The organism is Oricola thermophila (genome assembly GCF_013358405.1).
GTDB lineage: Bacteria > Pseudomonadota > Alphaproteobacteria > Rhizobiales > Rhizobiaceae > Oricola > Oricola thermophila.
The window spans coordinates 1617766-1640051 of sequence record NZ_CP054836.1; the positions used below are offsets into that span (position 1 = coordinate 1617766).

The 22286-nt window shown below is 64.2% G+C and carries 20 protein-coding genes; 9 read left to right on the top strand and 11 right to left on the bottom strand.

All coding sequences use genetic code 11. From position 1 onward, the window contains the following. Window positions 1–9 precede the first annotated feature (9 nt). Both HTY61_RS07855 and HTY61_RS07860 read left to right on the top strand, forming a co-directional pair. Entirely contained in the window at window positions 10–510 is a 501-nt protein-coding gene (locus HTY61_RS07855) for a lytic transglycosylase domain-containing protein (protein WP_428978284.1), read from the top strand. A gap of 460 nt (window positions 511–970) precedes the next feature. Beyond that, entirely contained in the window at window positions 971–1882 is a 912-nt protein-coding gene (locus tag HTY61_RS07860) for a mechanosensitive ion channel family protein (RefSeq protein WP_175276267.1), read from the top strand. On the opposite strand, the gene HTY61_RS07865 is transcribed toward HTY61_RS07860, so the two are convergent. Next, window positions 1872–3248 carry a serine hydrolase domain-containing protein gene (locus HTY61_RS07865; RefSeq protein ID WP_175276268.1) on the bottom strand — a complete coding sequence of 459 codons (1377 nt, stop codon included), beginning with the start codon at window positions 3246–3248 and terminating at the stop codon, window positions 1872–1874. The genes HTY61_RS07860 and HTY61_RS07865 overlap by 11 nt on opposite strands. A 193-nt stretch (window positions 3249–3441) precedes the next feature. Here HTY61_RS07865 and HTY61_RS07870 point away from each other — a divergent pair, with 193 nt between their 5' ends. Further along, window positions 3442–4236: a glycoside hydrolase family 25 protein gene (locus tag HTY61_RS07870; protein ID WP_428978285.1), complete on the top strand. Its 795-nt coding sequence runs from the start codon at window positions 3442–3444 to the stop codon at window positions 4234–4236. 37 nt (window positions 4237–4273) lie between these two features. Further along, window positions 4274–5452 carry a lytic murein transglycosylase gene (locus HTY61_RS07875; RefSeq protein ID WP_175276269.1) on the top strand — a complete coding sequence of 393 codons (1179 nt, stop codon included), beginning with the start codon at window positions 4274–4276 and terminating at the stop codon, window positions 5450–5452. A gap of 300 nt (window positions 5453–5752) precedes the next feature. On the opposite strand, the gene HTY61_RS07880 is transcribed toward HTY61_RS07875, so the two are convergent. The 4 genes from HTY61_RS07880 to HTY61_RS07895 all read right to left on the bottom strand — a co-directional run bounded on the left by HTY61_RS07880 (window position 5753) and on the right by HTY61_RS07895 (window position 10357). After that, on the bottom strand, window positions 5753–7519 hold the full coding sequence (locus HTY61_RS07880) for a bifunctional helix-turn-helix transcriptional regulator/alpha/beta hydrolase (RefSeq protein WP_175276270.1): 1767 nt from the start codon (window positions 7517–7519) through the stop codon (window positions 5753–5755). Window positions 7520–7624: 105 nt separating this feature from the next. After that, window positions 7625–7870, bottom strand: a complete 246-nt coding sequence (locus HTY61_RS07885; protein ID WP_175276271.1) for a hypothetical protein — start codon at window positions 7868–7870, stop codon at window positions 7625–7627. Window positions 7871–7931: 61 nt separating this feature from the next. Beyond that, window positions 7932–9134 (bottom strand): MFS transporter, encoded by a 1203-nt coding sequence (locus HTY61_RS07890; RefSeq protein ID WP_175276272.1) that lies wholly within the window; start codon window positions 9132–9134, stop codon window positions 7932–7934. 2 nt (window positions 9135–9136) lie between these two features. Further along, a complete protein-coding gene (locus tag HTY61_RS07895) occupies window positions 9137–10357 on the bottom strand; it encodes an alanine racemase (RefSeq protein WP_175276273.1) in 1221 nt (406 codons plus the stop codon). 82 nt (window positions 10358–10439) lie between these two features. Here HTY61_RS07895 and HTY61_RS07900 point away from each other — a divergent pair, with 82 nt between their 5' ends. Further along, window positions 10440–11678, top strand: coding sequence for an amidase (locus HTY61_RS07900; protein ID WP_175276274.1), 1239 nt, complete (start codon window positions 10440–10442; stop codon window positions 11676–11678). Window positions 11679–12075: 397 nt separating this feature from the next. On the opposite strand, the gene metF is transcribed toward HTY61_RS07900, so the two are convergent. Further along, window positions 12076–12996 (bottom strand): methylenetetrahydrofolate reductase [NAD(P)H], encoded by a 921-nt coding sequence (metF, locus tag HTY61_RS07905; RefSeq protein WP_175276275.1) that lies wholly within the window; start codon window positions 12994–12996, stop codon window positions 12076–12078. Next, complete coding sequence (locus HTY61_RS07910; protein ID WP_175276276.1) at window positions 12993–14012, bottom strand: ArsR/SmtB family transcription factor; 1020 nt, start codon at window positions 14010–14012, stop codon at window positions 12993–12995. The genes metF and HTY61_RS07910 overlap by 4 nt, the downstream gene beginning before the upstream one ends. Before the next feature lie 76 nt (window positions 14013–14088). Between HTY61_RS07910 and HTY61_RS07915 the strand changes: the two genes are divergently transcribed. Next, entirely contained in the window at window positions 14089–14430 is a 342-nt protein-coding gene (locus HTY61_RS07915; protein ID WP_175276277.1) for a DUF2293 domain-containing protein, read from the top strand. On the opposite strand, the gene HTY61_RS07920 is transcribed toward HTY61_RS07915, so the two are convergent. Next, window positions 14418–15011 (bottom strand): MOSC domain-containing protein, encoded by a 594-nt coding sequence (locus HTY61_RS07920; RefSeq protein ID WP_175276278.1) that lies wholly within the window; start codon window positions 15009–15011, stop codon window positions 14418–14420. The two genes, HTY61_RS07915 and HTY61_RS07920, sit on opposite strands and share 13 nt — an antisense overlap. Window positions 15012–15031: 20 nt before the next feature. After that, the gene (locus HTY61_RS07925) at window positions 15032–15712 is read right to left on the bottom strand and encodes an SDR family oxidoreductase (RefSeq protein ID WP_175276279.1); all 681 of its coding nucleotides are present in this window, start codon (window positions 15710–15712) and stop codon (window positions 15032–15034) included. A gap of 248 nt (window positions 15713–15960) precedes the next feature. Between HTY61_RS07925 and HTY61_RS07930 the strand changes: the two genes are divergently transcribed. Beyond that, window positions 15961–17115 (top strand): hypothetical protein, encoded by a 1155-nt coding sequence (locus tag HTY61_RS07930; protein ID WP_210268627.1) that lies wholly within the window; start codon window positions 15961–15963, stop codon window positions 17113–17115. 57 nt (window positions 17116–17172) lie between these two features. On the opposite strand, the gene HTY61_RS07935 is transcribed toward HTY61_RS07930, so the two are convergent. Together HTY61_RS07935 and aspS are read right to left on the bottom strand one after the other, a co-directional pair. Next, window positions 17173–17793, bottom strand: a complete 621-nt coding sequence (locus HTY61_RS07935; protein WP_175276281.1) for a pyroglutamyl-peptidase I — start codon at window positions 17791–17793, stop codon at window positions 17173–17175. A gap of 21 nt (window positions 17794–17814) precedes the next feature. Beyond that, entirely contained in the window at window positions 17815–19608 is a 1794-nt protein-coding gene (aspS, locus tag HTY61_RS07940) for an aspartate--tRNA ligase (RefSeq protein ID WP_175276282.1), read from the bottom strand. 242 nt (window positions 19609–19850) lie between these two features. Between aspS and HTY61_RS07945 the strand changes: the two genes are divergently transcribed. Beyond that, window positions 19851–21134, top strand: a complete 1284-nt coding sequence (locus HTY61_RS07945) for an MFS transporter (protein WP_175276283.1) — start codon at window positions 19851–19853, stop codon at window positions 21132–21134. Beyond that, window positions 21131–22285 carry a ribonuclease D gene (gene rnd / locus HTY61_RS07950; protein WP_175276284.1) on the top strand — a complete coding sequence of 385 codons (1155 nt, stop codon included), beginning with the start codon at window positions 21131–21133 and terminating at the stop codon, window positions 22283–22285. The genes HTY61_RS07945 and rnd overlap by 4 nt, the downstream gene beginning before the upstream one ends. Window position 22286: the final 1 nt, after the last annotated feature.

Genomic DNA, 22286 nt, shown 5'->3' on the forward strand with positions numbered 1-22286 from the left:
GGAGCATTCGTGACCACCATACGGGCAATCAGGACCGGGATGACCGGTCTTGCACTGGCAGGACTGGCGGGCTGCACGACCGGTGACGGCGCGGGTTCGCCGGGCGCAATGCCCCTGCCCGCCGACAGGCCGGAACAGTCCGCTGCCGCGACCGGCCGTCCGGTGGACACGCTGATCGCCCGCTACGCGGCCGAATATGGCGTGCCGGAAGCGCTGGTACACCGCGTCGTCAAGCGCGAGAGCACATACAATCCGAAGGCCAGAAACGGTGGCCACTACGGCCTGATGCAGCTGAAGCCGGAGACCGCGCGCACCATGGGCTACCGGGGTGACGCCGCCGGCCTCTACGACGCGGAAACCAACCTCAAATACGGCGTGAAATACCTGCGCGGCGCATGGCTGCTGGCGGATGGCAGCCACGACCGCGCTGTCCAGCTCTACTCCGCCGGCTACTACTACGTCGCCAAGCGGCGCGGCATGCTGGTCGAGACCGGGCTAAGACCGGGCTGACACAGGCTCACGGTGGGAACAATACTCCGCTCCGCGGGGCGTGTTTCCTGCCTTTCATTTGCCCCAATCGGCAGCCATCGAAGCATCATGTCGAAGCGAACCTGTCATATCCATTTCAGGCGATTCCGGAAGACGCATGTCTTTACCCGGAACGGGTTCGCTGCGGTCCGCTAGGCACTGTCACCACCCCGTTCCGGGTACCCCCACAAAATCGAACAGTCATTTCGTTGCGCATCCAAACGCGCGTGGGAGTTGGAACCGTGTCACCTCATTACAAGTCCTTCTTTTGCGACCATTGCAATCGCAACGTGCCAAGGGCAGCCATCCGGTGCCCGTGGTGTTTCAGGCCAGTCCACTCGTTCGGCAGCAGCAGGCTCACCGACGAATACCGTTCCCGCTCGCGCGAAGCGGTGAGGCTGCATGGGCGTTCGCCGAAAGTGACGCCTCGAAAGGAAACGCCATGAGCAACAACAACGCCATCCGGCGCATCGTCTGGCCGACAGTGACGGTGATGGTCAGCATTGCCGCCCATGTCCTGCACCCGCAGATCCTGCAAGTCGTACAACCGGAGATCGATCCCAAGGCCATCCGCATCCTTTCTGGCGCAGCAAGCTACTTTTCCGCGGCCTGGCTTGGCGGCCGCCTGACGGGCATCGCCCTCGAGCATGTCGGCTCGGCCCGGCGCCGCGTACCGAAGCTTCTTCAGGAACTTGTCTCGGCAACGCTGTTTATCGCCGCGGCGATCGCTACAATCATCCTGGTTTTCGGGCAATCGATGAGCGGTGCGCTCGCCGGTTCCGGGCTGGTTCTGGCCGTCCTCGGATTTGCCATTCGCAATGCCCTTGCAGACGTGCTGTCCGGTATCGCTCTCGGACTGGAAGCCCCATATCGCATCGGCGACTGGGTCGAAATCGACAGCACAACCCGTGGCCGGATTGTCGAGATCGGCTGGCGCACGACCCGGTTGTTCACACGTGACGACACCTACACGATCCTTCCGAACAGCCAGATCGCTCGCCAGCGTCTCACCAACTACAGTGCTCCACGCCGCCAATACCGAAGCAATGTCCAGATCCTGCTCAGCCATGACGTGCCGGTCGCATTAGCCAAATCCGTCCTGACCGAGGCCGCGGCAACGCCATCGATAATCCTCTCCACACCGGCACCCGACGTGAAAGTCGTATCATATGATGCCGATGGCATTCGCTACGCTGTCAGGTTCTGGGTTCCCAGCTTCGCCGAGGACGTGGATTGCAGGGATGCGGTTCTTTCGGCAATCGACGTTGCCATACGCGAACATGGCTTGCCGCCTCCACATACGGGCTTCCGCCTGTCAGGTGACACCCAGAGCGGTTCTCTTGTCAGCCAGTGAGTGCCGCGATCACCGCCTTCATCAGCCAGCCCACCTTGTAGCCGCGATCGGTCGGCGTAAGGCCGAGGCGGACGACGACGAGGTTTTCCGACGGCACGACCGAGACCGACTGGCCGTCATGACCGGAAAGGAAGAAGGCATCCTCCGGCAGCTCGGCATTCGGCCCCGGAAGCCTGGCATTCGGCGCCCTGCGCCAGACATGGCCCTTTCCGTATTCGCCGCCCGAGGCGGGATGCGGCTCGACCATCCAGTCGACATAGCCGACCGGAAGCAGCGAGCGGCCCTGCCAGACGCCGCGCTGGAGCAGGAACTGGCCGAAGCGCGCCCAGTCGCGCGCCGTCGCGTAGAGATAGGAGGAGCCGGCGAAGGTGCCGCGCGCGTCCGTCTCCAAAACGGCCGAGCGCATGCCGAGCGGATCGAACAGCACCTTGTACGGCCAGGCCAGCGCCTCGGCGGGATCGTCAAAAGCGTCCTGCCAGATGCGCGACAGCAGGACGGTCGTTCCGGAGGAATACTCGAATACCTCGCCGATGCCGCCGGAATTGGCCTCGTCCAGAGGCATGGAGGCGGCGAAGCCGGCCATGTCGGGCTCGAGATAGAGCATGCGGGTGACGTCAGATACGGAGCCGTATTCCTCGTTCCAGAGGAGGTCGCTGGCCATGCCGAGCAGATCGGACAGCGCAATCCCGGCGCGGCCATCTGCCCAACTGTCGAACAGGGCGCGATCTTCGAGCGACATCCGGCCGTCGCGAACCAGGGTTCCGATGATCGCGGAAGTGACCGTCTTGGTCATCGACCAGCCGAGAAGCGGCGTCCCGGCATCGAAGCCGTCGCCGTAGCGCTCGGCGACGATGCGCCCGTCCTTCACCACGACCACCGCGCGCATACCGGGGCCCGTCAGCGCCGGATCGTCGAGAACGGCATCGAGCGCCGCGCTCGCCGCCGGCTCGACCGTCTCGCCGTCGGGCCATGCCCCCTCGCCCGGTGCGAGAGCCGTGCGCGGAGGCAGGGCGGGAACGGCGCGCGCGGCAGCAAGATCGCCATCGGGAACGGACGCACATCCCTGCCCCTCGCGGTAAAGCGCCAAGCCTTCCCCGAACAGGCCGAACAGCCCGGCACGAACGATGCCGCTTTCGCGATCCACCGATACGCGCACAAGGCGCAACAGGGGATGGCCCGGTGCCTGGACATCGACCGCCAGCACCTCCTGCGGATCGCGTCCGGCGAGGAAGACATTGGAACAGACCATCTTGGCCGAGTAACCGGACGCCACCCGAATCAGCTCCGGCGGCGCGAGGTACAACCAGCCGGCCAATCCGGCCACGACGACCAATACCAGCAGCAGCAACGCCTTCAGAATGCGCATGACCAGATCTCCCCGTCCCGTTTCAGGCTCCGGGTGTTACACGCGACGGCAAGCCTCGCGTCAACCATATCAGGGACTTACAGGCAGATAACGACAGCCGGGCCATCGTGGCGACACAATTGGCCGCCTTTGGTAAAGTGACGTTAAGGCCCTTTTGCGCTAATAGGGGCCGGGGCGGTCGGGGGATGAATCGGTGTCAAGGCGCATAGTTCGCATTGCTGGTCTGCTTGCCACGCTCGCCGTCACGGGCTGCTCGCAGGTTTCGTACGACTTCACGGAATCGGTGCTGCCGCTGGCCGCGCCGCGCTTCGCGGACAACGACCCGGTGGATGCCTTCGAGGGCGGTGCACCGCACCGCTACGCCGTCCACGGCATCGACGTTTCCAAATACCAGGGCACGGTCGACTGGAAAGCGGCCAGGCGTTCCGGCGTGTCATTCGCCTTCATCAAGGCGACGGAGGGCGGAGACCGCGTCGACGACCGCTTCAAGGCCTTCTGGCGCGAGACCAGGGAAGCGGGCATTCCGCGCGGTGCCTACCATTTCTACTATTTCTGCCGCCCGGCCATCGAACAGGCCCGCTGGTTCATCCGCAACGTGCCGAAGGAACGGGGCGCCCTGCCGCCGGTTCTCGACATGGAATGGAACCACATGTCGCCGACCTGCAAGCACCGTCCATCCCCGGCCAAGGTGCGCGCCGAGATGAAGATATTCCTCGACGCGTTGGAACGACACTACGGCAAGCGACCGGTGATCTACACGACACCGGATTTCTACAAAGAGAACATCGCCGGTCATTTCCGGAACGAGACCTTCTGGCTGCGCACGGTGAAAGCGCATCCGCGCGTCGCCTATCCGGGGCGCGACTGGGCATTCTGGCAATATACCGGCACCGGCATCGTGCCCGGTGTCTCCGGCAACACCGATATCAACGTGTTCGCCGGTTCCAAGGCCGACTGGCAACAATGGGTTGCCGAGAACCGCATCTGACCCGAGACAACATCCGCATCGCAGGAGTTTCACGACTATGAACAATCGTGTCCGCACAGCCATGGCCGCAGCGGCCCTTCTCGCCACAGCCCTGCCCGCCCAGGCGCAAACGCCGTGCGGCGGCGATTTCGCCGCCTGGAAAAAGGGCGTGATCGAGGAGGCACGGGCGGCCGGCGTTGGCGATGCCGGATTGCGCGCCCTGGGGTCGGCGCAGGTCAACCCCGCGGTCATCAAGCGCGATCGCGCGCAGGGCGTCTTCACGCTCGATTTCGTGACCTTCGCCGGCAAGCTGATCTCGCAAAATCGCATGGACGTGGGCCGCGCCAAGCTGAAGCAGTACGCCTCCACGTTCGAAAGGGCGAGGACCGAGTACGGCGTTGCGCCGGAGGTGATCGCCGCCTTCTGGGGGCTGGAAACCGATTTCGGCGGCTACCAAGGCGATTTCAACACGCTGAACTCGATCGCGACGCTCGCGCATGACTGCCGCAGGCCGGAACTGTTCCGGCCGCAGCTGATCGCACTGGCCAAGCTGATCGACCTGGGCGTGGTGCCGCGCGACATCACCGGCGCATGGGCCGGCGAAATCGGCCAGGTGCAGGTGCTGCCGGAGGACTATCTCACCAAGGGGCGCGACGGAGACGGAGATGGCCAAATTCGCCTGAAGACCTCGGCTCCGGACGCGATCATGACGGCGGCAAACTTCCTGAAATCGCTGGGCTGGCGCGCGAACGAACCGTGGCTGGTGGAGGTGAGCGTTCCGGCCGAGATGGAATGGTACGATGCGGGGCTGCACGCGGCGCTGCCGGTCGCGGAATGGCAGGCGCGCGGCGTGAAGGGGCGCAACGGACCGCTGCCGGCGAGCGCCGAAACCCACCTGCTCCTGCCCATGGGCCGCAAGGGCCCGGCATTCATCGCGTACCCGAACTTCCGCGTCTTCCTCGAGTGGAACCAGTCCCTCACCTACGTGACGACGGCGGCCTATTTCGCCACCCGGCTGGGCGGCGCGCCGCGTTTCGACACCGGCAACCCGGAACCCGGCCTGAACCAGGCGCAGATGAAATCGCTGCAGAAGAAGCTCGCCGCGAAAGGATACGACGTCGGGAAGATCGACGGCATTCTCGGTTCCGGCACCCGCGATGCGGTGCGCAAGGAACAAAGGCGGCTGGGACTTCCGGCCGACGCCTGGCCGACCGCCAAGCTGCTCGACGCACTATGAGGTTGCCGAGGCGCGGTTGGGGCATTTAAGCCGCGCCTCGGCAAAGTACCCTCCCCTCCGGCGCGAAGACCGGCCCTGGGCGGCACTTTCGGTGGCGTATCGATCCGCTACGCGAAACGAGACGCAATTCACGGGATCCAGCGGGGCAGTTGCCGGATTAATTCCGTCCGTGCCGCCGCTGCCGGTCGTATCGGAAGGAGGACCGAGCGCCGGTACGACCAGCGTCCACGTAAAGTTATGACAGAAGGGATTGCGACCCGTCATCCCCCCACCGGGGGATGGATTATGAAATGTGCGTGATCAGTCCAGGAAGGATTCCACCTGATCGAGTATCTGCGGCCAGTCCTTGAAGAATATCAGCTGGCCGGCATCCGGGTCCTCGTGGAAAACGAAACGTGGAAACTCAGCCTGCATCTCGCGGACGGTGCCCATCGGCATCTGCGGATCCTGATGGCCTTGCCAGATATGGACGGGAACGTTGCAGGCATCGACCACGGGGCGCCAGTCGCGCTGCTGCAAGATCGCCTCGCTGGCAAAGGCCTCGTGGGCGGAATGCCAGTCCGACAGGCAGACCTCGGAGCCGAGGACCATGGCTTCCATGACCTCCGGATTTTCGAAGGTCCGAACATCGGCCGGCGACTCGCCGTAGACGGCGTGCACGAAGCCGCGCTTGCCGATGCGGCGGGCAAGCGAAAAGCCCGCCTTGACCATGAAGGGCAGCATTGCCGGCGCGTAGCGGGCATTGGCGAGTATGAAGCGATGCCACTTGTGCATCCGCTGATACTGCGTCCTGTTGAACAGCGGCAGTCCCGTACTGCAGTTGATGATTGCCGAAACCCGTCCGGGATGCGCATGGGCAAGATGAAAGACAAAGAAGGAATCCGCCGACAGTGCGATCACCGGGCAACGCTCCACGCCATAGTGGTCAAGCACGGCGACGGTATCGGACACGATCGTATCCACGAGTTCCTCGCGGCTGCGCGCCGGGGATGTATGGCCGTAGCCAGGCCTGATCGGCACGATCACCTTGAGACCACGCCGTTCGGCAGACACCTCCGCGGAGGCCGGCCAACGGATCAGGCCGTAGTCCAGCGGGAAGTAGAGTACCGGGCGCCCCTCATCGTCGCCTATGACGATATGGTCGGCACGGCGTCCGCCGGGACGGCGGAGCGTTCGGAACGGCCGCTCCTTCAGCCGGGTGGGGCCGCTGACTGTCTTGAGCGACGCATTGCGCTCGGTCACAGAAACGACATCCATCAAGCCCAGCGTGACACGAATGAGTTCGACCTGGGTGTGCGTCTCCGTCTTGGAGAGGATCGCCTTGATCTGACTTTTCACGGTCTCGCGGGACCGGCCGCGCATCTCCGCGATCTCCGTCATGCCCGCGCCCTCGACCAGCGCACGCAGAACCTCGACCTCCGCCTCGGTGAGGCCGAAGGCCTCGCGCACCGTCGCCGACAGGCCGTCCGGCCATGCCAGTTCGTTGGTAACGGCCAGCACATGCGCCTCGCCGCCGACCTCGTGCTCGACCGGCGACATGCGCATCACGATCGGGCGCCCCGTCGTCGTCAGGCGAAACCGCGCGAAGGAGCTTCCGCTCGCCCGCGGATCCAGTATCCGCCCCACTTCACGCTTCAGGTGCTCGATATCCTCCGGCGCCATGGGCAGATTGGAAAGCGGCTGTTGCGGCAGAACCCCGAACACGGCGGCGGCGGCGGCGTTAAGCGCGGACAGCCTGCCCGACGCCGAAATCGTGAAAGCCGCGGTCAGATCGAAAGAGCCGACGAGACCCTCCAGTACCCGGTCCGGAGAATGGCGATCCAGTTGCTCGAGGACCGAGGCAGCACGCGCCATGTGGCTTTCCAGCTCGACATCGCGCATGAGCAGCCGCAGGCTGCCCTCCTGCGCGCTACCAACCCCGCGCGACGGACCAAGACGCTCTTCCCAAATGTCGAGGAGATCCTCGTAGCGCTCCGGCTCGATGGCCACCTGGTAGATGCGGTCTATGATCTCAAGCTTGTCGCTTTGTCCGACACCCCCGGAGGCGTCGCCCGGTTTGTATTCCATGACGGCTTGATCTCGCGACGTTACGTAAACAGCAACATTTTAGGATGACAAACCGGCTCCAAGTCAATTCTTTTTCATCGTCCCGCAAGAAACGGCAAACAAGACTCAAAGTTTGTCGAAATCATCCTTGCTCGTCGGCATCAACATGACCGCCGTGGCGAGATAGGCAAATCCGAATGTAATGCCGAAAGTCAGCGCCAGCATGACAATGGCAGCGACCTTATGCTGCGTGTGGTCAAGCAATTCGCCAAGGTTGGCAACATTGAAATGCACGGCGGCCGCGGCGATCAGCCAGCCGATGGCGATACCGGTGAAGCTGTTGACCAAAACGAAGCGGACGAGTTTCGGCATGACAATGCACCCTGTGTCGCGGAACCGGGAGTCTACGCCGGTAAAACGGCAATTCAATGGGTCAGATTGAAGCGCCGGGCTCGCGGGGACCGAGCGCGCGGAGCCGCGCCATGGCCACGATCCCGAAGACCGGGCCCAGCGCCATCAGAACCATGACCGCGGGCCAGCCCCACCATTCGGCCAGCACCGGCGTCACCTGCACGGTGAAGAAGGTCAGCGCGAAGCCGAGCGCGGTCTGCAGCGTCATCAGGCTGCCTGCCCGCTCGGGCGGGGCATTGTCCGCGACAAGCGCCGAGAACTGCGCGGAATCTGGGCTGACGGACGCGCCCCAAGCGAGAACCACGAGGAACGTGATCCATGCCGGGCCGCCGAAGGTCAATGCCGCCAGGACGGCGCAGGCCCCGCTGACGACCATGGCCCACAGGGCGACATCGGCCTTGCCGATGCTGTCCGCCTTCCGTCCGCCGATCACGCTCATGACCGCGCCGGCCGCTATCGCGCAGAACGCCGTGATCGAGGCCAGTTGCATGGCCTCGCCTTCCGGAAGCGACGCGCGATAGGAAACCGCGGTCGCCACCGCGATCCAAGCCCACATGGCGTAGAGTTCCCACATGTGGCCGAAATAGCCCGCGAAGGCGAGCCGAATCCTGCGATCGGTCCAAGCGGTGACGATATCGCGCGGATCGAAACGAAGCGCCCGCGCGTGGTACGGACCGAGCGACGAGAACTGGGCGGCCAGCCCGCCCAGCACGGCCGCGCCGGACGCGACAACCACCGTCATTCGCCAGTCGCCGTCTCCGGCCAGCGAGAACAGATGCGGCAAGGCGTTGCCGAGAATGAGCGCACCGAGCAGCGTCCCGACGAGAAAGCCGCGGTCGCGCCGGCCCCACCCGACCGCTATCTTCATGCCGACCGGATAGACACCCGCTAGAAGCGCCCCCGTCAGAAAGCGCGCAACGATGGCCGCAGCGCCGCCCGGAACGGCGACCAGAAGGACAAGATTGACAAGTCCCGCAGCGACCGCCGAGATGCCGAGCACCCGACGCGGGTCGAACCGGTCGGGTATCCCCATGACGGCCGAAACCAGCGCGCCAACCACGAAACCGAGCTGGACCCCGCTCGACAACGCAGCCTGGCGAAACGGGGATATGGCCACTTCCGCCGTCATGCCGGGCAGGATGGCCGCCGAGACGAACCAGAGCGAAAGGGCAAAGCACTCCGCCACCAGCAGGACGGCAATCGAAACGCCCTTCCCCGCCGCCATGCTCAGTCCGCCATGGTTTCGAGGCTGGCGAAGCTTTCCGGCGCCTCGCCCGAATCGAAGGGTTCCGCCACCTCCACGAAAGTGTCGGGATAAAAGCCGTTGAAGCGGGTGCGCAGCGCCATCGAGTATGCGCCGATATGACCGATCTCGATCCAGTCGCCCGTATCCACGGTCTCCGGCAGGTAGAACGGACGCGTCAGGATGTCGACGGAATCGCATGTCGCGCCGCAGACCTTGAAGGGCACAATATTCTCCGGGTCGCCATTGCGGCGGCGAATGTTGGGATCCGGAATGAAGCGCGCCGGCAGCGTGATCTTCCCGGTCCAGGAGTCCGACAACGAGGCCCAGATTCCGTCATTGATGTAGAGGCGCTTTCCCTTTCGCAGGAGCACGCGCACGATCAACGAAAAGGCGCGCGCGACGATAACCCGGCCCGGCTCGGCCACCAGCGGCAGATCGCCGAATTCCCATTCGTCGAGGCCGGCGCGAAGCCTTTCCATGATTTCTTCCAGTGAAGGAGGCTGCGGCGCGCGACTCCGCGGATCGTGGCCATAGGCAGCGGGGAAACCGCCGCCGACATCGAGTCCCGCGAGCGGGACGCCCGCCCTGTTGCGCACCCAGTCAGCCGAGGCGAGCGCCTTCTCGTAAGTTTCCGGATCCTCGACCTGACTTCCGACATGGAAACACAGCCCGGTCCCGAAACCGATGTTGTGCAGACGCTGAAGCAGCTCGACGGCGTGAGCAGGCGCGGCGCCGAATTTCTTCGAGAGTTCGTAGGCCGCATGCCCCTTTGTGGCGATGCGCACGAAAACCGTGATTGTCGTGTGATCGATATCGAGCGCCCGCGCGACGCGCAGGATCTTGGCGATCTCGTCCTCGTGATCCACCACGAGCGTGCGGATGGCGAAGCGCTCCAGCGCGAGACGGATATCGGATTGCGCCTTGACCGGGTGCATGTAGAGCAGCTCCGCGTCCGGCGAAACGTCGCGCACGGTGGCAAACTCGGCCGGAGATGCCACGTCGAAGGTATCGATGCCGGCCTCGACCAAAGCCCGGATTACCATAGGCTCGCCGTTGGTCTTGACCGCATAGGCCGTCTTGCCCGGGAACAATTCCTTGAAACGGCGGGCATCCTCGCGCAGCACATGGGGACGAAAGCAATAGACCGAAACATCCGGCCGCATTTTCAGGGCGGCGTCGCGCGCCGTCGCATAGCGGTCCATGAAATGAACTCCCGTTTCTTCCGCTCGGCCGTCATGTGTGGTTAGAGCAGAGAACGCAACCGTGCGCAAAGGGAGGAATGCCGTGCTGTCCGTAACAAAACTGCTCGAGGATATCGCCGCAGGGCACGACAGCGCCGAGGCCGCCGTCGCCCGTTGTCGGGCCGAAATTGCCGAACACGACGGCACGCTGAAGGCCTTCGCCGCGCTGGCGCCCGGCAACGCGCAGGTACCCGTGGCCGGACCGCTAGCCGGCATCGCGGTCGGCGTGAAGGACATATTCGACACCTACGACATGCCGACCGAATACGGCTCCCCGATTTACGCCGGCTTCCGGCCGCGCGCGGACGCCCCGGTCGTCGCGATGGCCCGGGCGCGCGGCGCCCATGTCATCGGCAAGACGAAAACCACGGAATTCGCCTTCCTCAATCCGACGGACACGGTCAATCCGCACGACCCCGCGCACACGCCGGGCGGCTCTTCTTCCGGATCGGCGGCGGCTGTTGCGGCAGGCATGATCCCGGCTGCGATCGGTACGCAGACAGGCGGCTCCGTCGTCCGCCCGGCATCGTTCTGCGGCGTCGCCGGATACAAGCCCAGCTTCCGGCTCATGCCCACGGGCGGGATGAAGACCTTTGCCTGGACGCTCGACACGACGGGCCTGTTCGCCGCGTCCGCGAGGGATGTCGCGCTGTTCGCCGCGCGGCTGACGGGCCGCGACTTGGCGGTGGACGAAGCCGACGCGCCACGCCGGATCGGCCTCTACCGGGCGGCGATCGACGGCGAGGCTTCCGACGACATGCTCGGCGCCGTGGAGAAGGCCGCGAACGCCGCGGCAAAGGCCGGCGCGACAGTGATCGAGATCGCCGAACCGGAGGAACTGTCCCGCGCGCGGGACATCCACGCCATCATCCAGAATTACGAGGCGGCGATTTCAATGGGCCATGAACTCGCCTTCCATGCCGACAGCCTCAGCCCGATCCTGCGCGATACGCTGGAGGAAGGGCGCGGGATACTCCCGGCAGAGTATGACGACGCAAGGCGCATCGCGCGGCGGGCGCGCAAGGCCGCGACAGAGCTGTTCAACGATATCGACGTGCTGCTGGCCCCCTCCGCACCGGGGGCCGCGCCGCGCGATCTCGGCACGACCGGCTCGGCGCTGTTCAACAAGCTGTGGACGCTGACCGGCAATCCCTGCGTGAACGTGCCCGGCCTCGCGGATGCGGCCGGCATGCCCCTCGGCGTGCAAGTGATCGGCCGGTTCGGTCGTGACAAGCAGACCCTGTCGGCCGCCGGATGGCTGGAGAACCTTCTCGGCAACTGACTTGCGACGGATTGCGCGGGAAGCATGGCGAAAATCGCGGGACTGGAAAAATATTCCTCACAGATCGGCAGCACGAAAAAATGTCGCTGCAATGGGGATTTGGCGCAAATCCCTGCGAAAACGATTCAACGGATTTCGCGTTGCAGCATGGAATGTTCTTGTACCTTCGTCCCAGTCGCTTAGATTCTAAGTGCCGAAGCAAGGAGGCTTGCCATGGGACTCACACGTTCTATCAACGTCATGATGGTGTGCGCCGCGTTCGTATTTCTTGGCGCCCTGGTATTTGGAGTCCTGCCCTGACCGGGATCCCTAGCGGCGCATTCGCCGCCCCCTGAAAATTCGAAACCCGGGCCGCTTGGCGAGCCCGGGTTTTTCAATGCAAATCAGAGGCTTGCAGTCAGGCCGCATTCAACTCCGACACCGGCTTGTCGGCACGTATGCCGATGAGGCGGCATATGGCGAAAACGAGATCCGGACGGTTCATGGTGTAGAAGTGGAAATCGCTCACGCCACGGTCCACCAGGTCGAAAACCTGCTCGGCGGCGACTGCGGATGCCACCAGGGCATGGGTTTGCGGGTCGTTCTCCAGCCCCTCGAAGCGGTCCGCCAGCCAATCCGGCACGGTCGCCCCGCACTTGGAGGCAAAATTGCGCAGGGCGGAGAAGTTGTGGATCGGCGCTATGCCCGGCACGATCGGGATATAGATGCCGGCACGACGCACGCGCTCCACGTAACGCTCATATATGTCGTTATCAAAGAAGAACTGGGTAATGGCCCGCGTGGCACCATTGTCGACCTTGCGCTTGAGCATGTCGATGTCGGTCGCGAAATCCGGGCTTTCCGGATGACGCTCGGGATATGCAGCCACCGAAATGTCGAAATCGCCGAAGGCCTTCAGCCCGGCGACGAGATGGGCGGCGTTCTGGTAGCCGTTGGGATGCGGCTGGTAACGCGTACCGACACCGCCGGCCGGATCGCCGCGCAGCGCAACGAAGCGGCGAATGCCAAGGGCAGCAAACTCGCGGACGACTGCATCGACCTCCTCGCGCGTCGCATCCACGCAGGTGATATGCGCGGCCGCCGGCGTATTTCCGGTCGCCAGCACCATTTCCAGCGTCTTCCTTGTGGTATCGCGCGTCGAGCCGCCGGCACCATAGGTGACGGACACGAAATCCGGCCCGAGCGGGTTGAGCCGCCTTATGGTCTCGGAAAGCGTCGCCTCCATATGCGGTGTCTTCGGCGGAAAGAACTCGAAGGACACGCGGATTTCCTGCCCGCTGCCGCGATTGCCGGTGACCGACCTGACGTAATTTCTCATGCAACATACTCCAGGGGCGACTGCGTTGAATCCTCGTCTTCGGCGATTTCCATGCGCGGGTCGGTCGCGATCCAGATCTTCACCGTGAGCCGGTTGGGCTCGACCTTGCCGGCGGCAAGCGCTTTGGAAGGGCCCGTTTCCAGCTCCGCGGCCTCGAACCAGCCCGCGATATCGTTGTCGGAGAAGCCCATGCGCTGGTGTGCGTGCTCCTCGCGCAGAAAATCGAGATCGTGCGGCGCGAAATCGACAATCACGAGGCGTCCGCCGGGGCGCAGCGCGCGCGCGGCTTCCCTGATCACGGCAGCCGGATCATCGAGGAAGTGGAGCACCTGGTGGATGGTCACAAGGTCAAAGCCGTTGCGCACGATAGGCAGGTTGTAGACATCGCCAAGACGCACCTCCGCATTGCGCACGCCCGCCGCGTCCAGATTGGCGCGGGCGACATTGAGCATGTCGCGGTTGGAGTCGATGCCGATTCCGTACTGGTAGAGACCCGAGAACAACTCAAGGATCCGGCCGGTTCCGGTGCCGAGGTCGAGCATGTATCGCACCGGCTTGTCGCCGACCAGGGCCAGCAATGCCTCCTCGACCAGCTTGTCGGCAACGTGAAGCGAGCGAATCTCGTCCCAGCTCGCAGCGTTCTTCGTGAAGTAGGCGGAGGCGACTTCGCGCCGCTTCGCCTTGACCTCGGCGAGACGCTCGGCATCGCGGGCGATGGTCTCGTCGGATGACGAGATGCGCCCGAGAAGCTCCTGGACCAGCGCGTCGCTGGCCGCATCCCGGCTCAGCCGGAATAGGGCCCAGGAACCTTCCTGCTGGCGCTTGATGAGCCGCGCGTCCAGCATCAGCTTCAGGTGACGCGACACGCGCGGCTGCGACTGGCCAAGAATGCCCGTCAATTCCGATACGGTGAGATCTCCCTCCGACAGCAGCTTCAGGATGCGCAGCCGCGTCGGTTCGGCTATTGTCTTGAGGACATCGACGATCGTGTCGAGATGGAAACCGGACGTGCTCATGCTTTCTCCGAAAAGATATAAAGATATGTTTATATCATTCCGGAGGTGAGTGCAAGCGGCCTCGCGGCGGGGCAACATGGCGACGAAGCGACAGACTGAAACGACGAAGGCGCTGAGGCGTCTCGTGCCGATGATCCCGTTCAATGAGGCGGAGGAGGTCAAGCAACTGGCGGGACAGCGTCACCTGCGCTCCCTTCCCGCCTCCGTGGCCGTGTGGCTGTCGCTGGTCGCGCATGTCCGCCACGTCCACACGGATTACGATCGACTGCTCGACGAGGGCTATGACCGCGACTCGGCACGCCATTTCGTTCTGGACGACATAAACGCAGTGCTGCAGCGCTGGCAGGCCACGCGCCTGCTCGACGAATCGGAAACCGATGGGAAGCTGCCGGACCCGGTCGAAGATCAGACCGGGTAAATCCACTGCTCCGGCAGTTGCACCCTCACCCCCTCGCCCATCACGATCGTACCCGGCTTTTCCACCCAGGCGACAAGCCCGCGCCGACGCCTGGCCGCCTGCACGAAGGCGAGCGCCAGTCCGGCATCGTCCGGACGCCCGACATGGCGGGCGACCGATGCGCCGGAAATCTTGCAGGGGCCGTTCTGAAAGTCGATCTTCAGCGTCGCGCCGCCCTCGAAGAACAGAAGCGTGGAGGCAGGCAACATGGATAGCATCGGGATGCCCGAGAGCGTGACATTGCCACCGATCCATTCCGGCTCGATCCTGTCGATCCCCATTTCGGCAGCGGTTTGCGCAAGATCGTCGCGCGAGAGCACCGTGACCTGGCGTTCGTTGCGGATCTCGGTACCGCGCGGATACCAGGGCTCCCGCCCGCCGGACCTGCGGGTCACGCCCCGATGAATATCGCCGGGAATTCCCTCTAAGGTCAGCGGCAACTCGCTGACAGGCGACGTGACGAAATCCGCGCCCCCGGCCATGAACAGCCCGTCCACGGTCGCGGCAAGCTTCCTTGATGGAACGATTTCGGGCCGCTTCATCGCCACAGTTCTCCCGTTTCCTACCAAGGCACAGTGGTGCCGTCCCAGTTCACGAAGGTGCCGGTATCGGCGATCGTAGTAGTGCGCGCTATCTCCAGGATTCCTGCCGCGCTTTCCTGTGGCGTGATATCGGCGCCCGGTCCGCCCATGTCGGTGCGCACCCAGCCCGGGTGAAGCAGCCGCACCGCAATCCCGTCTGCCAGCAGATCGGTGGCAAGGCCCTGCATGACCTTGTTTACCGCGGCCTTCGATGCCCGGTAGGCGATGCGATCCGATTTCGCATAGGACATGCGCCCCATGATCGACGAGATCGTCAGGATGCGCGGGCTGCCCGAAAGGCGCAAATTCGGGAGGAATGCCTGAACGACACGCAGTGGCGCGAGCGTATTGACCGCCAGGGTCTCGGCAAAGCCGTCGAAATCCATGTCGAGGGTCGACTGGCGCCCGGGCCCGATGACACCCGCATTGTTGACCAGGATGTCGAGCGAACCCCCATAGGCCGCGGCTGCATCCCGAAGTGCCTGCTGGTCGGTGACATCGAAGACAAACACCCTGAAGCGCTCCGGAAACCGCCGTTCAAGGCTCACGGCGACCTCCGGGTCGCGCACCGAACCGGCGACGTCCCAGCCGAGGTCCATGGCCTGGCGGACGAGTTCCAGGCCGATGCCGCGACCGCATCCCGTAACGAACAACGATGTCACCGCATGCTCCCCTGCCGTCTGTACGGATCGTTCCGCAGCCGGAGTAACCCGGACCGCCGCACCGGTCCACTTCAAATGCAAATGCGCGATGATAACCCTTTGACAGTCATGAGTCGCGGAAGCGCTGCCGCAGGCTTGCCATGACAATGTGTACTTTGTCACACTGCGGTCCATAGGGATGACCTAGAAACGCGCCCGATATGATCCTCCAGAAAGGCTAATCCATGCCCTCAAGTCACACCACATTCATGTCGACGACCGCGGCCGTGCTGCTCCTGGCACTGACGCCGCAAGCCCTTGCCGACGTCGACGGCGATGCCGTCTTCGACGCGCTGGCCGCACAGATGAAGAGACAGGGGCTCGAGCTGTCGTCCGATTCGGTGGAAACGCGCGGTGACGACGTGGCGCTCCGCAACCTGGAAATCACGGTGCCGGAAGGCGACGATGGCATCCGGCTGGACCGGATCCTGCTCGAGGACGTGACCGAGATCGGCAACGGCTCCTACCTGATCGGCCGCATCGCCGTGCCCGGTTTCACGCAGGCACATGACGGCTGGTCGGTCGGTTTCGAGGGCGGCCATGTCGAGGGCTACTATCTCGGAGGCGCGGACGGGACCGACCCGGTTGCCGCGCTGGGCCTCTACCGGTCCATGGAAGTCGGCGCCGTGGAAGTGGCGACCAACGGCAACACCGTGTTCAGGCTAGCCGGCATCACGTCGAGCATGAGCCCCTACAAGCCGGGCGCGACGCTGGACATGACGGGGGAGGTAAAGGACTTCTTCATCGACTTCGCCGAGTTCCCGTCGCCCGAGTTTCGCAATACCCTGGCGGAGATCGGCTACACCGAACTCAGCGGCCGCATGACGGGCACAGGCACGTGGGACACGAACAACGGCGACATGGCGCTGCAGCAGAATTTCGTCCTCGACGACGCCGCCCAGCTGAACGTCGAATTCGAGATCGGCGGCTACACGCCCCAGCTCCTCACCGCGATCCAGGAAATGCAGAAGAGCATGGAAGGCCAGAGCGAGGAAGCCATGGGCTTCGCGATGCTCGGCCTGATGCAGCAGCTGGAGATCGGCCGTATCAGCATCGAGATCATCGACGATTCCGCGACCAACCGCCTGCTCGATTTCGCCGCCAAGAAACAGGGCACGAATCGCGAGGGCGTCGTCGCCATGGCCAAGGGCACCCTGCCCTTCGCACTTGCGCAGCTCCAGAACCCGGAATTCGCGGCCAAGGTAACGGCCGCGATCGGATCCTTCCTCGACGAGCCCGGCTCGCTGAGCATTGTCGCCGCCCCGCCCGCACCGGTTCCGGTGGCGCAGATCATGGGATCGGCGATGAGCACGCCACAGTCCCTGATCAACGTGCTGGGCCTCAACGTGTCGGCGAACGACTAGGCCTTCATCTCGCATCTGCGCGAAAGGCCCGGCGGGACGACCGCCGGGCCTTTCGATTCATAGTCCGGAAATGCTGGCCCGCAGCACGATCTCGGCGCCACGAACGAGTTCGCCGAAACCGGGTAGCCCCGCTCCGTCGGGCTTTCCCGGCATCGCCACAGGCCCGACGTGGACAAATCCGCTTCTCGCGGTCTCCAGCCCCCGGCAAAGCCCCGCGGCGGAGTGGAAGAATACATAGTTGCAGAGATAGCCGCCCGCATCGTCCGACCATTCGACCGCGTGGCCGGCATCGCGCAGGGCGGCCTCCATGGCATTCAGCGGCAGGCCGGATGGCACATGCCCGCGCCCGGCACGTATTTCGCACCGGCCCGGCCGGTTGCCTGCATTGTCGGGGATGTCCGCGCCAATCCCGGTGCGCGCCCTTCTCTCGAGCCTGAAGCCCCTGGCCTCGCGTGCCAGGCCGAAATGCACGGCGACGTGCGGCCGGAAGACTGCCGATACTCTTTCCAGGGCCGGAATCGCCTGCCCGTAATCGACCGGCAGAACCGCGAAGCGGCAGGCGACATCCTCGTCCGCCAGCGGCGGCTCGTTCTCGAAGTGACGGACCAGGCGCTCGGTCGGGTTGACCGGCGCGCCGGGGAACGGCTCGAAGCCGGTGACGAGAAGGCGGACCGTCATCGCGAACCGCCTTCCATGCCGTCAGTCCTTGTCCTTTTCCGGCGCCACGGTGCGCAGGTGCAATTCGCGCAGCTGCGCCGGCGATGCCGGTGCCGGCGCTCCCATCAACAGGTCGGCGGCCTGCTGGTTCATCGGGAACAGCGTGACCTCTCGCAGGTTCCGCGCCCCGACCAGCAGCATGACGATGCGGTCGATGCCGGCCGCCATGCCGCCATGCGGCGGCGCACCGTAGTGGAACGCGCGGTAGAGACCGCCGAAACGCTCCTCGACCGTATTGGCATCGAGACCGACGATGCCGAACGCCTTTACCATGACCTCCGGCAGGTGATTGCGGATGCCACCCGAAGCGATCTCGTAGCCGTTGCAGACCAGATCATATTGCCATGCCTTGATGTTGAGCGGATCCTCGTTCTCCAGCGCCCCGAGGCCGCCGCGCGGCATGGTGAAGGGGTTGTGGCCGAAGTCGATCTTCTTTTCTTCCTCGTCCCACTCGTAGAACGGGAAGTCGACGATCCAGGCAAGTTCGAAACGATCGCGGTCGACCAGGTCGAGTTCCTCGCCGACGCGCGTGCGCGCGTCGCCGGCGAAGGAAGCGAACTTCTTCGGGTCCCCGGCAGCGAAGAAGCAGGCGTCGCCCGGCTTGAGGCCAAGCTGCACCCGGATAGCCTCGGTGCGTTCCTCGCCGATGTTCTTGGCGATCGGACCGGCGCCCTCGACCTTTCCGTTCTCCTCGCGCCAGAAGATGTAGCCGAGGCCCGGCTGGCCCTGCCCCTGCGCCCAGGAATTCATGCGGTCGCAGAATGCGCGGCTGCCGCCTGTCGGCGCAGGAACCGCCCAGACCGCTCCGCGCGGATCGTTGGCGAGAATGTTGGCGAAGACCTTGAAGCCGGAACCGCGGAAATGTTCCGACACGTCCTGCATGATGATCGGGTTGCGCAGGTCAGGCTTGTCGGTACCGTATTTCAGGATGGCCTCGTCATAGGGAATGCGCGGGAACTCCTCCGTCACCGGCTTGCCCTTGGCAAATTCCTCGAACACGCCGCGAACGACCGGCTCCATCGTGTTCAGGATGTCATCCTGCTCGACGAAGCTCATCTCGAGGTCGAGCTGGTAGAACTCGCCCGGAAGGCGGTCGGCGCGCGGGTCCTCGTCGCGGAAGCAGGGCGCGATCTGGAAGTAGCGGTCGAAACCGGAGACCATCAGCAACTGCTTGTACTGCTGCGGCGCCTGCGGCAGGGCGTAGAAATTGCCGGGATGAATGCGCGACGGCACGAGAAAGTCGCGCGCGCCCTCCGGCGACGACGCCGTCAGGATCGGCGTCTGGAACTCGGTGAACCCGGCCGACGCCATGCGCCGGCGCATCGACGAGATCACCTCGGAACGGGTCATGATGTTGTTGTGCAACGTCTCGCGGCGCAGGTCGAGGAACCTGTATTTCAGCCGGATGTCCTCCGGATAGTCCGGCTCGCCGAAGACCGGAAGCGGCAGTTCTCGCGCCTCCGAAAGCACTTCCATCTCGCGTGCGAACACCTCGATCTCGCCGGTCGGCAGATTCGGATTGACCGTCTCCTCGGAACGCGGCTTGACCTCGCCGTCGATACGGACCACCCACTCGCCACGCACCTTCTCGGCCGTGGAAAAGCAGTCGGAATCCGGGTCGGCGACAATCTGGGTGATGCCGAAATGGTCGCGCAGGTCGATGAAGAGAACGCCGCCATGATCGCGAACGCGATGGACCCATCCGGAAAGACGGACGGTAGATCCTGCGTCCGATTTGCGGAGAGCGCCGCATGTGTGGCTGCGGTAACGGTGCATTGGTAATCGCCTTTGTCTGCCGGGCGCGGTGTTCGCGCCGCAATTTCAGTGCTGCGGGAAATCGCGCGGAAAAGCGCACGGGCGAAGCGATTTGTCAAGGCGATCCGGCGTGGCAGCCGTTGCGAAAGCAATCCTCGAAACCGGCAGCAGCCAACTGACGGGGAAAGGCCAAAGCCGGCACTGGTACACGGCGCAAAGGGGCGGCATAGTGATGCCAGTCCGCCATGTCCACAACCGGTCGAATGAACCTACGTCCTCTCGTCCCGCTTCTAGTCGCGGCGTCCATCATGCTGGCCGGGAACGGCGTCCAGGGAACGCTGATCGCGATTCGCGGCGCCCAGGAGGGATTCTCCACCAGCCTTATCGGTTTCATGGGCACCGCATATTTCGGCGGGTTCCTGCTCGGCTGCGTGATGATCAGCCGGATGCTCAACGCGGTCGGGCATATCCGCACCTTCGCCGCCCTGGCGGCAATCGCCGCTTCCGGAACGCTCCTGCTCGTGCTGCTGCTGAACGGCCCGGCCTGGATCGCGATCCGCTTCGTGATGGGATTCTGCTTCTCCGGCCTCTTCACGACGATCGAAAGCTGGCTCAATTCCAGCGTCGACAATTCCGGCCGCGGGCGGCTGCTTTCGATCTACCGGATCATAGACATCGTGGCGGTGACGGGCGCCCAGTTCATCCTTCCGGCATTCGGCACCGGCGGTTTCACCGTGTTCGCCGTCATGGCGGTGATGATCACCATGTCGCTGGTTCCGGTCTCGCTCGCCGACCGCTCCAGCCCGACGCCGCCGCGCGACATACATTTCGACATGAAAGGCATCTGGCGCCTGTCGCCACTGGCCTGCATCGGCTGCCTGGCCATCGGCGCCACGAACAGCGCATTCCGTCTAATCGGACCGGTTTACGCGCAGGATATCGGGCTGTCGATCACCTCCGTCGCCACATTCATGAGTGCCGGCATCTTCGGCGGTGCGATCCTGCAATATCCGCTCGGTTACTGGTCCGACAAGCACGACCGGCGCGTGGTCCTGATGGCCGCAAGCGGAGGCGCGGTCGTCGCCGGACTGTTCCTCGGCTTCGGCGCCGGCGTATCGCCGATTGCAAATTATGCCGGTATCTTCCTGTTCGGCGCCTTCGCCCTGCCCCTCTACTCGCTGTCCGTCGCGCACGCGAACGACTACGCGGAACCGACACAATATGTCATGGTCTCGGCCGGCCTGATGTTCTGCTTCTCCGCCGGAGCGATGGTCGGCCCGTTCGTCTCGTCCTTCGTGGTCGAGCTTTACGCCCCCCCGGCACTGTTCACCTATACCAGCGCGGTGCACGCTACATTGATCGTCGCGACGCTCTGGCGCATGAGGGTACGCGGTCCCGTCCCGGCGGCACGTCGCGGCGCGTTCACCATGCTGCTGCGCACATCGCCGCTGCTGGCGCGGCTGGCAGGCAACGGAAAAATGCGCAAAACCGACGAGCCGAAACAATCGACAAACCCCGGAGACACGGCTAAAGACCTGTCCGCATGAAACCAATTGAATCGACGGAAGAGCTTTCCGCAGCCTGCGCGCGCCTTGCGCAACATCCCTTCATCACCATCGACACCGAGTTCATCCGGGAAACCACGTTCTGGCCGGAATTGTGCCTCGTCCAGCTGGCAAGCACCGAAGAAGCCGTTCTGGTCGACCCGCTGGCCAAGGGCATCGATCTCGGACCACTGTTCGATCTCATGGCGGACACAAGTGTGCTCAAGGTGTTCCACGCCGCGCGTCAGGACATCGAGATTTTCTTCAAGCTGACCGGGAAGGTTCCGGACCCCGTGTTCGACACGCAGGTTGCCGCGATGGTTTGCGGGTTCGGCGACGCCATCGCCTACGACCAGCTCGTCAAGCGTATCACCGGCGAACATATCGACAAGTCGTCGCGGTTCACCGACTGGCGGCAGCGCCCGCTCAGCGACCGGCAGCTCACCTATGCGCTTGCCGACGTGACACATCTGCGCGATGTCTATGCCGACCTCGCGGAGCGACTGAAAACCGAAAACCGGGAGCACTGGGTCGCTGAGGAAATGGGCGTACTGACAGCGCCCGAAACCTACGACCTGAAACCGGAAGACGCCTGGACGCGGTTGAAGCTGCGGGTACGCAAGCCGATCGAACTGCAAATCCTCAAGAACATCGCGGCATGGCGCGAGCGCGAGGCGCGGTCCCGCAACCAGCCGCGGCGGCGCATCCTGAAGGACGACGCCATCTACGAGATTGCGCAGCAACAGCCGCAGACGCCGGAGGCGCTGGGGCGCCTGCGCTCGCTCAACAAGGGCATCGAACGTTCCGCACTTGCCGCTCCGTTGATCAAGGCCGTGACGGACGCGCTGGAAATGGACAAGGACGATCTGCCGAAGATCCCGCGCCCGCCCGCATCCCCGGAAGGCACCAGTGCCGCAGTCGACCTGCTGCGGGTGCTCCTGAAGCTCACGGCAGAGGAACACGGCGTGGCGCAGAAGATCATCGCCACCACCGACGACCTGGAGCAGATCGCCATTCACGGCGAGCAGGCCGATGTCGCAGCGCTCAAGGGCTGGCGACGCGAGGTGTTCGGCGAAAAGGCGTTGCGCGCAGTTCGAGGCGAACTCGCCATCCGCTTCGAACAGCGCAAGCTCGCCGTCATCGAACTCGACTGAA

Excerpts from the sequence above, each read along its gene's own strand:
- HTY61_RS07860 (WP_175276267.1), top strand. The coding sequence starts at position 971 with ATGAGCAACAACAACGCCATCCGGCGCATCGTCTGGCCGACAGTGACG.
- HTY61_RS07865 (WP_175276268.1), bottom strand. The coding sequence starts at position 3,248 with ATGCGCATTCTGAAGGCGTTGCTGCTGCTGGTATTGGTCGTCGTGGCC.
- HTY61_RS07875 (WP_175276269.1), top strand. The coding sequence starts at position 4,274 with ATGAACAATCGTGTCCGCACAGCCATGGCCGCAGCGGCCCTTCTCGCC.
- HTY61_RS07880 (WP_175276270.1), bottom strand. The coding sequence starts at position 7,519 with ATGGAATACAAACCGGGCGACGCCTCCGGGGGTGTCGGACAAAGCGAC.
- HTY61_RS07885 (WP_175276271.1), bottom strand. The coding sequence starts at position 7,870 with ATGCCGAAACTCGTCCGCTTCGTTTTGGTCAACAGCTTCACCGGTATC.
- HTY61_RS07890 (WP_175276272.1), bottom strand. The coding sequence starts at position 9,134 with ATGGCGGCGGGGAAGGGCGTTTCGATTGCCGTCCTGCTGGTGGCGGAG.
- HTY61_RS07895 (WP_175276273.1), bottom strand. The coding sequence starts at position 10,357 with ATGGACCGCTATGCGACGGCGCGCGACGCCGCCCTGAAAATGCGGCCG.
- metF (WP_175276275.1), bottom strand. The coding sequence starts at position 12,996 with ATGAGAAATTACGTCAGGTCGGTCACCGGCAATCGCGGCAGCGGGCAG.
- HTY61_RS07910 (WP_175276276.1), bottom strand. The coding sequence starts at position 14,012 with ATGAGCACGTCCGGTTTCCATCTCGACACGATCGTCGATGTCCTCAAG.
- HTY61_RS07915 (WP_175276277.1), top strand. The coding sequence starts at position 14,089 with ATGGCGACGAAGCGACAGACTGAAACGACGAAGGCGCTGAGGCGTCTC.
- HTY61_RS07920 (WP_175276278.1), bottom strand. The coding sequence starts at position 15,011 with ATGAAGCGGCCCGAAATCGTTCCATCAAGGAAGCTTGCCGCGACCGTG.
- HTY61_RS07930 (WP_210268627.1), top strand. The coding sequence starts at position 15,961 with ATGTCGACGACCGCGGCCGTGCTGCTCCTGGCACTGACGCCGCAAGCC.
- HTY61_RS07935 (WP_175276281.1), bottom strand. The coding sequence starts at position 17,793 with ATGACGGTCCGCCTTCTCGTCACCGGCTTCGAGCCGTTCCCCGGCGCG.
- aspS (WP_175276282.1), bottom strand. The coding sequence starts at position 19,608 with ATGCACCGTTACCGCAGCCACACATGCGGCGCTCTCCGCAAATCGGAC.
- HTY61_RS07945 (WP_175276283.1), top strand. The coding sequence starts at position 19,851 with ATGAACCTACGTCCTCTCGTCCCGCTTCTAGTCGCGGCGTCCATCATG.
- rnd (WP_175276284.1), top strand. The coding sequence starts at position 21,131 with ATGAAACCAATTGAATCGACGGAAGAGCTTTCCGCAGCCTGCGCGCGC.